This window comes from Streptomyces olivaceus (genome assembly GCF_000721235.1).
Lineage (GTDB): Bacteria > Actinomycetota > Actinomycetes > Streptomycetales > Streptomycetaceae > Streptomyces > Streptomyces olivaceus.
Genome location: NZ_JOFH01000073.1, coordinates 1 through 11810, shown reverse-complemented (window position 1 = coordinate 11810; position 11810 = coordinate 1). Strand labels below are relative to the sequence as shown.

Here is an 11810-nt window from a genome sequence, read left to right as displayed (position 1 = left end):
GCTGCAGTCCCGTCTCGGGGTCCAGCCTCCGTCCCCCCACCCCGCCCTCCAGGACGCCTCCGCCTGACTGGTCCCGGGACGGCCCCCGGCATCCCGGTGGAACCACCACCGGGGGAGTGGGTGACCGAGCGCGTCCGGTGCACCCGGGGCCGGCACGGGCGGCCTGCTGGTCCGGGCGGCCGCCCGGACCGACCCGCGTCGGGCGAGGCGAGCCCGTGACACTGGCGGCCCGGCACGGGCGCCGAGGACGGACGGCCCCGCTCTCCGCGCCCGTGCGGACCCGCCACGCGGACCATAGGGTGCCGGCCGGCCCCGAAGGCACCGACTTCTGCGTGCATCCCGGCCCGAGCGCCCCTCGACCTGCCCTGACCGCCCCCCCCGGGGGGCTGGAACCGGGGCAAGGGGGAGGCGGCCGAGCGGGCCCTGGGGAAACGGGGGGGGGTGGGTGGTGGCGGGACCGTCGTCCGGAGCGACCGCGTCTCCCGAGGTGGGTGTGGTCGTGTGACCCTGCGCGACGTCGCGGCGCTCGCCGGGGTGTCGGTGAGTCCTGTGTCCAGTGTCGTTCATGCCCGGGTTTCCGTGCGGGAGCAGACCCGGCGACGGGTGCGGGAGGCCGCCGGCCAGCTTGGCTGCCTGGCCCAACCCGGCGGCGCGACGCCTGCGTTCGGGACGCTCGCGGATGATCGGGCCGACGCTGCCCAGTGTCACTGTCCCGTACGTCCGCGACCTCGCGGACGCCGTGCTGCGCGGCGCCGGGGACCACGGGCTGTCCGTACTCATGACGCAGACGCACGGTGACGTGCGGCGGGAACGCGGTGTCCGCGACGATCCGTACCTGCGGCATGTGGACGGTATTCTGCTGGCGCCCGTCGCCCTCGCCGAAGAGGAAGCCATGGCGCTGGTCGCGGCGGCCTCGTCGTTCGGTGCCCGACGCGTGCATTTGCTTCGACACCGACTCCTTCACGGCTGCCCGCGCCGTACTCGCCCACCTGGTGGCGCGAGGCCGGCGACGGTATCGCCGCGCTGGCCCCCGGGGGAGGCCCGGCCGGCCGAGAGCGACGTGCGTTGCCAGGGATACGTCGCGGGGCTGCGCGATGCCGGTCCGCCGGTGCGCCCGGAGAGGGTCGTCCGTACCGAAAGGGTCACCTTCGCGTCGGGAGCCGCCGCCGCGCGGGCCCTGCTGGGGCAGGCCCCGGACACCGACGCGGTCTTCGCCCTCGGCGACGCCCTCGCCCCCGGGGCCCTGCGGGGGCTGCACGACGTCGGGCGCGTGGTGCCGGACGACACCGCCGTGGCCGGGTTCGCCAACGTGGCCCAGGCGGCGTTCAGCACCCCCGCCCTCACCACGGTCGGCCCCGGCCGCGAGGAACTGGCCGGGCGTGCCGTGTCGCTCCTCACCGAACTCACCCGGGCGCGGGCGGCCGGGTGTGCCCCTGCCTCCCGCCCGGCACCACACCGTCGGATTCCGCCTCGTCCAACGGGGCCGAGTGGTGTCCCAGCGCAGTGAGCAGGCGCCCGCCGGCAGCGGCCGCCCCGTGGTGCGCATGCGCGACGTGGCCGCCGCCGCGGGTGTTTCCGTCAAACCGTCTCCCACGTGGTCAACGGCACCGGGCAGGTCACGGACGCGACCGGCCCGATGCGGGCGTGCCGCCGTCGAGGAACTGGGTTACCGCCCCAAACCCCCCTGGCCCGCGGGCTCAACGCCCTCGCCACCGACACGATCACGCTCGCCGTGCCCGGTCTCGGGTACGGCTACTGCGCCCCGCTCGTCGCCGAGACGTCCGACCCCGCCGAGGCCCAGGGCATCAGTGTGGAACCGAGTGCGCGTGGTCCTGGAGGTCGACCGTCAACAGCACCACTCAGCCGACGGCAAAGCGAGCCCACAGCTCTACGCCCAGATGGTCTCGGAGGACCGGCAGCTGAGCCTTTCAGGCTACGACGTCCACCGCTCTGGAGGCCATGAACTGGACCGGAACAGCGCAGGCTTCTTCCGGGAACTCTTCCAGCGCTACGACATGCTGCTACCGCCCTCAGTCACCAACTGCTAGCCGGCAGCGCGGGCAAGCCGTGAGGGAAGAACGCGCTGGGCCCGCGCGCTCCCCACGCACGGACCAGATCATGCCCAGCCCACTCCCAGCGCCCTCAGCGCCTCCAACTGCTCCCGGGTGAGCCTGGCCCGCCTCGACTTGGCGTTCGACAGCCATACCCCCAGTCGTACCGGTACCGGCTCCGCCTCGCCGTCGGCCGCGACCTCCACGACCGCGCCGCGCGGGACGGACCGCTGTCCTTCCTTCTCCACCCACTGCGCCAGGGCTGCCAGGCCCCGCTGGAACGCCGCCTCCGCCTTCCTCGGGGCCTTGGCCGCGTCGCCCGGCGCCGGGGGCAGCTCCGCCGGGGCGGCGGCCGTCACGGGGAGGGCCGCGCCCTGCACGCCCAGCCCAGTCAGTCGTTCCCGCTGCTCGGGCAGAAGCTGAGCCCAGGTGCCCGGTTCCTGCTGCCGCCACCTCCAGGTGCCGATGTCGTCCCCCTCGAAGATGACGCCCGGCGCGATGCAGGGAAGCCGACCGTCGGCGTCGACGAGGTCGGCCAGGACGCGGTAGTGCCGCTGCCAGTTCAGCGGCCACGGACAGTTCCAGTCCTCATCGATCGCCGCCAGCTGCTCCGCACGCTCCGCCGCCCGCTTCAGGTCCTTCCCGAGGCCGCTCTTGCGGCGGAGGTTGGCCATGTGCCGCCCGATGGGCACCCTCGCCTCGCCCTCCCCCCACACCGCGTCCTGGCGTGGCGCGAGGTGCCCGGTCGCCCTCCGGTACGAGCGCAGGGCGGCGAGCTTGGCCTCCCACGCTTCCTCGCCCGGCTCCCACAGCATCCCGGCCTCTGGCAAGTCGAGCAGCGTCTTGCGCCGCTCCTCCAGCTCTCCGGCCCGCAGGGCCTTGCGCTGCTGGTGCACCCACCGCCCGAGGGGGAAGTCCTTGGTGACGCCGACCTCGACCTCAACGTCATACGGGACGGCGTGCACACCGGTGATCTGGTTCTCTGCCCGCCAGCGGATCAGGGCCTGGTAGCCCTCCAGCCACACCAGCGACTCCGGCCGGTAGACCCGGGTGCGAAGGAAAGCCGCGATGGTCGCCGCATCCCGGGGAGAGGAGAAATGGAGCAGGGCCGATTCGGCGGCGTCGGTGTCGTCCTGCTCCTGGTCCTCGCCGCCGATGATCCGCCCGTCCTCGTCACGCTGCACATGGAACTGGCGCTTGCCGCTGGTGAGCGCACGGGAAGCGAGCTGCTCCACCAGACGCTCATCATGCGAGCGCAGGCCCTTTATCTAGGGGTGGTTCGGGTGTGAGGGATGTTTGTTTGGGTTGTCACCTGCGGGGATGGTGTCGGGTGAACTCCAGGGTGGAGTTGGGGGAGTGGTGGTTACGTTCGGCACGTGGAACGGATCTACGTAGGTGAGCGGGCTGTCTCTCCGGTAACGGGCGTGACCCGGTGGGTGGTGGTCGATTCCCGGACTTACGGTCTGCAGACCGAGGCGGTGGCCTATCTTGCTTCGCTGCGGGCCCGGGACTGCTCGCCGAATACTGAGCGGGTCTACGCCGGAAGAGTCGCCCTCTATTTGAACTACTGCCTGATGCGGCGCCTGAACTGGATGACGCCGGGCTTCCTCGGGCTTGCCGGACTGCAGCAGTGGCTCGTCGAGGCGCCTTTGCTGTCCCGCCGCGGTGAGGCCCGGCCGGGGCCGGTTCGGTTTCGTTCTCGGGCGACGGCGAACGCGGTGATGACAGCGGTGGCGGAGTTCCTCCGCTTCGGTGCTACGCACGGCTGGGTGCCGGCCTCCACGACCGGGCTGCTGTCGGAGCCGAAGCTGCTGCGTTTCACTCCACCCGGCTACGACACGGGCGAGTTCGGCCAGCGGCGCGAGGTGCAGGCGGCCTCGTTCCGCTTCAGGATCGCCGAACCGGGCTACGAGGACCTCAGCGACGAGCAGATCCGCCACATGATCGCCATCGCCCCGAGAGCGCGGGACCGTTTCCTGGTGGCGCTGCTGGCCTGTGCGGGGCTGCGGATCGGCGAGGCGCTCGGTCTGCACCGTGGTGATATGCATCTGCTGGCCTCCTCGCGCGCGGTGGGCTGTGGGGTCGAGGGCCCGCACGTGCATGTCCGCCGCCGCACCGACAACCCCAACCGGGCCTTGGCGAAGTCCCGTTTCTCCCGCATGGTGCCGGTCACCGCCGACCTGGTCGCGCTGTACACGGACTACCAGTACGAGCGGGACCGGGTGGACCAGGCCGCAGAGTCGGAGATGGTCTTCGTGAACCTGTTCCGCCCGCCGCTGGGCGGCGCCATGTCGTACCCGAACACCAAGGAAATGTTCGACCGCCTGGCCCGTACCGCGGGGCATGCGTGCCGCCCGCACATGCTGCGCCACTCGGCGGCGACCCGATGGCTGCGCGACGGAGTCGACCGGGATGTGGTGCAGCGGCTGCTGGGCCACGCCTCACCACTGTCGATGGAGCGCTACCGCCATGTCGACGACGCCGAAGCACGCGCAGCCGTCGAGCACGTCGACTCCCTCAAGGAACGCCCGTGAGCCTCCCCTCCGTGACCGCACTGGTACCCGCACCGCGCACTGCTGTCCCGCCGGACTCCGGCCAAGAGGGGTGGGGGCCGTGGCTGACGGCCCGCCTGGACTCTGCCTGGCGGCCCACCGAGTGGCAGCCGGACTGCTGGCTGTTCACCGGCAGCGTCCATGAGCCCCGGAGCTCGGTGTCGCTGTGCCGCACGAACGTGTGCGACACCGTGGTCTCCCCGGCAGGGATCTTCTGCCCCTTCTGTAGGGAGCACCAGAAGACGTCGTCCCAGCCGGCCGATGAGTTCGCCTGCACCTTCGTGCCCGAACGCAACCGGGTGACCTTCGGCGGGGTACCGGACCAGTGCGGCTTCAGCAAGGACGGGCAGCGCTGTGTCCGCCCACGCCACTGCAAGCAGTTGTGCCTCACGCACTACACCCAGTGGAAGACCCACACCAACCGCAAGCACCCCGGCCGGTGGGAAGACACCGCAGCCCCCTACACCGACACCCCTGCATGCCCGGCGCCCGCCTGCCCACTTCCGGGTCTGTACGGCCGGGGCCTGTGCCGCCACCACGCGAAGCACTTCCGCGAACACCGCCGCTCCCACCCCGACGCCCCGGTAGCCCCGTGGGCAGCGCAGCAGCCCCCATACCTCGCCCCGCACCAGTTCAGCCTTCTCCCTCTGCCCGAGCTGCTGCGCCTTGAGGTCCTTTACGGACTGCAGCAGGCAGAACCCTGGTTGCGGGTCTTCGAGCCTGCTCAGGTCCGCCGCATGGTCCGCGACCTGGCCGGCACCACCACACTCGTCAGCGCCATCTCCGACGAGCAGATGTGCCCGCGCTCCACCGTCGCCGTACTCAGGCTTCTCACCCGCGTCCGCACCGCGGTCCAGGCCGCCCATGCCGAGTACACCGGAACAGCGCCGGCCAAGGACGACATCCTGGACCTGCGGGCACTGGGCCAGCGGTCCCGCACACCGGCGGGCATCAGAACCCCCAAGTCCGTCGACCTGCGCACGATCCGGCAACGCTGGCTGCGCGATCTGCTGCGGACCTGGACGATCCAGCAGCGCCCCGGTGCGGACGAGTTCGGCCGCACACTGCGCGGGGTGGAGCTCGCTTCCCGGGCCCTCGCGCCCCGCCCGGGCACCAACGACCCCGCACGGCTGCGCTACGACGACGTCACCGCTGTGGTCGAGGCGTTCCGCACCGCGCTCAAACTGAACGGCGAACCCGCCGGCTGGAACTACCGGATGTCCATCGCCAGCCACTTCTTCGCCCTGATCGACTACAGCCGGCGCTCCGGGACCACCGAAAACCTCTCAGCCGCCTTCGTCCGCGACCCTGCAACCCACCGGATCGCACAAGAGGAAGCCAACGAGGACGAGATCGGCAAAGCCATCCCCGAGCCGGTGATCCGCCAGCTCGACGCCCACCTCGACCTCCTCGGACAGGGCAAGGCCCGAGGCCAACGCACCCTCGCCCCCGCAGACCTGCAACTGATGTACCGCACTCTGTACATCCTGCTCAGGGACACCGGGCGACGACCGCTGGAAGTCCTCTCCCTGCCCTTGGACTGCCTGGAGACCCGCAACGACCAGATCTCCCTGGTCTGGAACAACCACAAGACCCGCCGTCACCGCCGGCGCCTGCCCATCACCGCATCCACCGCCGAAGCCATCCGTACCTGGAGAGCTCGCCGCGACCACCTCCAGCCCACCCTCCCGCCCGCCGGGACACCCTTCCTCTTCCCCGCCCTGACCCACCTCGCCACCCGCCCCTACCTGCACACCAGCTACCTCGGCGAAACCCTGCGCCACTGGGTCGACTCCATCCCCCACCTCCACGGCGAAGGCGCCGACCCGCACGGCAACCCCCTGCCCTTCGACCGAGCCCTCATCTACGCCTACGCCTTCCGCCACTCCTACGCACAACGCCACGCAGACGCCGGAACCCCCCTCGACGTCCTGCGCGAACTGATGGACCACAAGTCCGTCAGCACCACCCAGCGCTACTACACCGTCTCCCTCAAACGAAAACGCGACGCCGTCACCAAACTCTCCGCACACGTCGTCGACAACCACGGCCGACCCAGCCCCTGCTCCGAGTCCGCATACGAACTGCGCTCCGTCGCCGTCCCCTACGGCGGCTGCACCGAACCCAGCAACGTCAAAGCCGGCGGCAGCTCCTGCCCCATCCGCTTCCAATGCGCGGGCTGCGGCTACTACCGCCCCGACCCCTCCTACCTCACAGCGATCGAACAGCACATCAACGAACTACGCGCGGACCGCGAGACGGCCCAGGCGATGGAAGCCGCCGAATTCGTCATCACCGCACTCACCGCACAGATCAGCGCCTTCGAGCAGGTCACCGACCGCATGCGCCGACAACTCGCCTCCCTCCCCGCCGCCGAACGCGAGGAAATCGAGGAAGCCAGCGCCATCCTGCGCAAGGCCCGCGCCGGCACCCACGCCCTCCTGCCCCTCACCGTGATCACGAGGACGGATACGGCATGAACCCCCGCGGAAACGCGCACACCCTCGCCCAGGCTCGCCGCCGCGACAGCCTCGACAAACGCCAGCGCGCCCTCACCGCCCTCACCACTCTGGAACAACAGGGCAAAAAGATCACTCACACCGCGGTCGCCCGCACCGCCGGCGTCTCCACCTGGCTCACCTACACCGCAGGCATCCGCGAACACATCGAAGCCTCCCAGCAGCGCCAGCAGCCCAAGGCCACCCGCCCCGCAGACACCCGAACCCCCAACGCGACGCTGCGCACGGAACTCGAACTGGCCAGGCAGGAGGTCCGAGACCTCCGGGAAGAGAAAGAGCGAATGCGGCACGCCCTTCGGCACCAGCTCGGACAGCAACTCGACGCCCTCGGCACCAAGGATCTGACCGAACGCGTTGACCACCTCACCCGAGACAACCAGCGACTGCAAGACACGCTCCGCCAGGCAACCGAAGACAACCACGCACTCCACAGCCGGGTGACGAGCCTCGAGGCAGACCTGGGCGCAGCACGCACCAGCCTCCGACGCATGATCCGAGAAGAGAACAGAAGCCCTTGAAAGACTGGGTACCTCGGGCCATGGACGGTCCGCCCTGGCAGTGCGGCACTCCATGGGGCGCCCCAGCCGATGCTCACGACACTGTGCACGTTCGAATACCCACAGCCTGTTTCGAGGAGGGCGGGCCCCGATCGCATCGAGGGCCCGCCCGTACCCGATCCGGCCGGTCAGACCTTCAGGATCAGCGCTTCCACCTGTTCGAGCGTCGTCACGCTGGCCTGTGCGGCGGCCCGTGCCTTCGCGAGCTTTTCCATCCACTCGATCCGCTGCTCGGCCGGGAGCGGCTCCTCCCCGAGCTGGACGCGCAGGCGGTGTGCCTCCTCGAAGTCAGTCATCAGGATGTGGGCGGCGTCCACCGCCTTCAGGTAACTCCCCTCGACGAGCTCCACCCGTGCTGGCAGCTCCCGACGCAGCGCGGCCAACTGGTCGCGGGGGTCGGCAGCCGCCTCGCCGTGCGTGGTGGTCACGGCACTGGCGCCCGCAGTGTTCCCCGCGACCGCAGGCGCGTTGGTGGGGCTTCCGGACGCGGCCGACGCCGGGGTACCGAGGGCGACGGGGAACAACTCGTCGAACCACGCCTTGTCAGCGACGTAGCGGGTGGGCCGGCCCTCGGCATCCGGAGCGATCACCATCCCCGCGGTGATCGCCGTCCGGTCCGCCTCGGCCCAGTGCTGCTCGCCGTAGCAGAGCAGGGGCGTACCGTCGTCCGGCTCGGGAGGCCGCAGCGCGTCCGGGTGCTCCAGCACGGCCTTCGCGAACGCGAGGAGAAGGGCCCGGCTGACGCCCGGCGCGCCCGCCGTGTACGCCAGCGTCAAGGCGGCGAGGGCGCTCTTGGGGGCGCGCCGCACGCCCTTGCGCCCGGCGCCCGCCTCACTGCCCTGGCCGGGGGTGATGAACGGCTGCGGAGCGTGGATCAGCGCCGGCGCCATCCGCTGGACCAGGGCGGCCCAGGCGGCCGCGTCACCGGCCTCCGCCCCCAGGAGCAGTTCCGAGAGCGGCCTCGGATCCTGCCCGGCGCCTTCCCTGGCCTCTGTGGGACTGAAGAGACCGAGGGCGGAGAGGATGTTGCCCCGGCGCACGAACAGCTGCGCGACGGCGGCGGACCACAGACGCGTGCGCCCCTCGGCCGCCTTCGCCCGGATCTGGCTCCACGCTGGCTCCTGCAGCGTCCCCCTGACGACCGGCCAGAACCGCCCGGTGTCACGGACGGTGCGCACGTTCGTCTTCTGCGGGGTCTCGGGCGGGATCCCGGGGAACACCAGCGCGGTGATGGCGCGCACCGCGATGTCGCGCAGCACGACCGGGGAGACGTCGGCGCCCGTGGGCACGAGCGGCTCCAGCGGATCGAGCGGCCCGTTGACCGTCAGCGCGTCGCGCACCCCCGTCAGATCGAGGAGGTCCGCGGCGCGCGCGTCGGGGAACGCCTCGGCGAGCGCGTCCGCGAGGAGGGACTCCCTGGCGTAGGCGTCGACGAGCGTTGCGAACAGGGCGATCAGCCGTGCGTCCTCGTCGTAGGGCTGGATGCCGCGCAGGTGGTCGTTGACGTTCAGGGCCCGCAGGACGTGTTCCAGGGCCTCGGGCTTGGTGCAGCCGATCACGATCTCCGCAGACACCGTGGCGATCTTCGCCGCTCTGAGCGATGGGTCGGTCGCTTCCGTTTCCGGCTTCGCACCGTCCCGGTTGAGCCGGGCGGAGAGCCGGTTCAGGATCTCCCGCAAGCTCAGTAGCAGCGGCTCGGGGCCGTCCTTCTTGTCCTTCGGCATGGGCACGAGGGACTGGGGCATGCCCGTGACCAGGTGCTCCGGACGCACCCGGAAGACGTTGAGGCGGGCCAGCGCACGGTTGTTCCCGGTCACGGCGGCCAGCCGCCACGGCTTGGACACCGTGCCGTCGGCGTGGGTGATCTGCCACTGCTGCAGGACGTTCATTCCCTTGGAGAGCTGGCCCGTGTCCGCTAGGGATTCGGCCAGGTCGTAACCGCGGGTCTTCCCGGCGCGCTCCAGGTTGGCGGCGGCGTACCGCTGCATGTGGACGGCCACCGCGTAGGGCTGCTCGGCCAGGGAGAGCGCCGCTTTCGGCTGTCCGTCCTCCTGCACGGCGCGGACGACCGGGCGCGGCCGCCGGTGACCGAGAGCGGAGAGGAGAGCGTGCTTCTCGCTCTCGAGCTGGTGCACGTGGCGGACGGCGTCCTGGTGCTTCTGCGTGGCTGCAGCCAGCGCCTGCGGCGCGTACGTGTCGTCCCCAGGCGCCCGGCGCAGGGCCTCCCGCTCCTTCTCGGCAGACTTCGCGCTCTTCGTGGCGTCCTGGAGCGCCAGCTCGGCGGTGACGAGGTCCTTGACGCGCTGGCTGGCCTCCGGCGCGGGCGACGACCAGCAGACGGCGGTCCGGTCGTTGAGGTCCCACGGGACCACTGCGGCGCCGTGAACATCGCAGGTCAGCAGCAGCACCTGCTCGTCACCGGCCTGCACGAGCCGGTAGGCGTTGGGCTTAAGGACCCTCCTGCCGCGCAGGGTGGCAATCAGGGCCTTGATCTCGGTGTCCGGGAGCGCTGCGGCCAGACCCTCGAGGATTGCCTGCCGCGGAGGCGGCACGACTCCGTGGTCCGCGCAGGTGTTCTCGATCGCGTCCGCGAGGCGATCGCCCCAGAGGGCGTTGCCGATCTGCGGGTAGATGTCATCGGACCGTTTCACGGTCATGGTGTCGTCCTTCCACCCGGGCATCCCGGGCGAGCACAGAAGCTCCCGACCATCGGGAGCGTTGTCACGCGCCCGAGTGCCGAAGCCTCGTGCTGGCAAGGAATCAGGCCGACACCCGTGGGGTGTGCGGCGGTTCCTCGCCCCGTACGGTCCACCTGCCAGCGTCCGAAGAACGATCAGTCCCAACAGCGCCTTGGTTGCGCCTGGACCTCTCGCAGCTTGCTCCTGCTCCGCCGACGGCGGCATGAGGCGGATGCCGATGATGAGCCACCGACGTGCATCACAGAACCTGCCACTGCCGTGGACACAGCGGCGATCCGAAGCGGCGGAGTTCACCGGATCAGGTGAACCAGCAGCCCAACGAGACTGTGCGAAGCCCGGGTTGAGGTATTCGCGCGTCGACGGTGCGGCGGTGAGGCGGTGCGGGAGATGGCTGCCGAAAGGGGTGTAGCTCAGATGGCCAGAGCGTCGGCCTCCGAAACCGGATGCCGCAGGTTCGATTCCTGTCACCTCTGCCTCATGCAGCGCCCTTGCCGATTCAGGCGGGGGCGCTGCGCGTCTTCGTGGGCAACCCATCACCGCGCCGTGCCCCAGTTGCGTGGACCGGCGCCGGCCGCTGCTCGGTGGACCGCGGTGTTGCCGGTCCAGCCCGCCGCTGCCGCCCGAGGTCGGCGGCTGACGGTGCTCTGGTCCGAACCCCAGGTGAGAGGCTGTCCCGTCCGCCGTGACCCCGGCCCGGGAGTGGGCGGGGTGCCGGGGGCTGGTGGGGATGTGTCCGGCCCGGCGGCGGCACCGGCACCGGCCGGGCGCCGCCGGGCTGTGCTCAGCATGGCATCGGCCCTTGGGGAGTCCCGTCCGGTCACCTCGTGCTGGCCGTGATGCTGGCCGTGGCGGATCCGCGCCGGGGGGCCTTCGGCCGTCGTGCCCGGCCGCCGCCGCGTCGCTCCACGTGTGATGCCGCGTGTCCGGACGTCGCCTGTCGGCCGCTCAGTTGTTGCTGGTGTCCGTCGTCCCGCCCCTGGGACGGGTGCTCTCGCGGGAGAGCCGCCGAGAGGGGTGCTGGTCGGTGCCGGGGGGTTGGTCGCGGTCGTGCAGGTGGCGTTCGACGTTTTCACGCTCGGCGCGCAGGGCGAGCCAGACGTTCCCCGGGCTCCACCGCACGACGGGGCCCAGGCTGCGTTCGGTGAGGGGGTGGGGGTGTGTGATCGGGGGCTCGTCGTCAGGTCGGCGGGTGCGACCGCGGGTCGCGTTAGCGAGGACGTCGCGCGCGATCTGCTCGATGGCGTGCAGGGAGCGGCGGGCCCCCCGGGAGGCGCCGTTGCGGCGCATCTCGGTGTCGATGACGTGGGCTGCGCCGTACGCGAGGGCGGTTTCGAGCTCGTCGGGGGTCATGAGGTCGAACAGGCCGGTGAGCGTGGTGCTGATCCTCGGGTGGTGGATGACGGTGGTGCGGGCCGGGGCTCTGCGGGGGTGG

The 11810-nt window shown here is 71.2% G+C and carries 8 protein-coding genes, 1 tRNA gene and 1 pseudogene; 7 read left to right on the top strand and 3 right to left on the bottom strand.

Going from position 1 to position 11810, the window contains the following annotated elements:
* The first annotated feature begins 441 nt into the window (after nt 1–441).
* The 3 genes from IG94_RS44465 to IG94_RS43025 all read left to right on the top strand — a co-directional run bounded on the left by IG94_RS44465 (nt 442) and on the right by IG94_RS43025 (nt 2048).
* Nucleotides 442–798, top strand: coding sequence for a LacI family DNA-binding transcriptional regulator (locus IG94_RS44465; RefSeq protein WP_372459492.1), 357 nt, complete (start codon nt 442–444; stop codon nt 796–798).
* Nucleotides 680–1507 carry a substrate-binding domain-containing protein gene (locus IG94_RS43920; RefSeq protein WP_052411063.1) on the top strand — a complete coding sequence of 276 codons (828 nt, stop codon included), beginning with the start codon at nt 680–682 and terminating at the stop codon, nt 1505–1507. Before IG94_RS44465 ends, IG94_RS43920 begins: the two co-directional genes overlap by 119 nt.
* A gap of 319 nt (nt 1508–1826) precedes the next feature.
* On the top strand, nt 1827–2048 hold the full coding sequence (locus IG94_RS43025) for a hypothetical protein (RefSeq protein ID WP_169752439.1): 222 nt from the start codon (nt 1827–1829) through the stop codon (nt 2046–2048).
* 68 nt (nt 2049–2116) lie between these two features.
* Here the strand turns inward: IG94_RS43025 and IG94_RS0137405 are convergent.
* Nucleotides 2117–3319 (bottom strand): annotated as a pseudogene (locus IG94_RS0137405) (helicase associated domain-containing protein); the annotation flags it as partial.
* A gap of 108 nt (nt 3320–3427) precedes the next feature.
* On the opposite strand from IG94_RS0137405, the gene IG94_RS0137400 reads away from it, so the two are divergent.
* From IG94_RS0137400 to IG94_RS0137390, 3 genes are read left to right on the top strand one after another with little or no spacing between them, the layout of a single operon-like run.
* Nucleotides 3428–4585, top strand: a complete 1158-nt coding sequence (locus IG94_RS0137400) for a tyrosine-type recombinase/integrase (RefSeq protein WP_224326591.1) — start codon at nt 3428–3430, stop codon at nt 4583–4585.
* Entirely contained in the window at nt 4582–7083 is a 2502-nt protein-coding gene (locus IG94_RS0137395; RefSeq protein WP_224326589.1) for a tyrosine-type recombinase/integrase, read from the top strand. Before IG94_RS0137400 ends, IG94_RS0137395 begins: the two co-directional genes overlap by 4 nt.
* A complete protein-coding gene (locus tag IG94_RS0137390; protein ID WP_031048340.1) occupies nt 7080–7640 on the top strand; it encodes a DUF6262 family protein in 561 nt (186 codons plus the stop codon). Before IG94_RS0137395 ends, IG94_RS0137390 begins: the two co-directional genes overlap by 4 nt.
* Nucleotides 7641–7807: 167 nt before the next feature.
* On the opposite strand, the gene IG94_RS0137385 is transcribed toward IG94_RS0137390, so the two are convergent.
* On the bottom strand, nt 7808–10336 hold the full coding sequence (locus IG94_RS0137385; protein WP_157852410.1) for a hypothetical protein: 2529 nt from the start codon (nt 10334–10336) through the stop codon (nt 7808–7810).
* A 441-nt stretch (nt 10337–10777) separates the two neighbouring features.
* Between IG94_RS0137385 and IG94_RS0137380 the strand changes: the two genes are divergently transcribed.
* A tRNA-Arg gene (locus IG94_RS0137380) sits at nt 10778–10851 on the top strand.
* A 472-nt stretch (nt 10852–11323) separates the two neighbouring features.
* Here IG94_RS0137380 and IG94_RS39285 read toward each other — a convergent pair.
* A partial coding sequence (locus IG94_RS39285) for a hypothetical protein (protein WP_043485712.1) occupies nt 11324–11810 on the bottom strand: 487 nt, incomplete at its 5' end.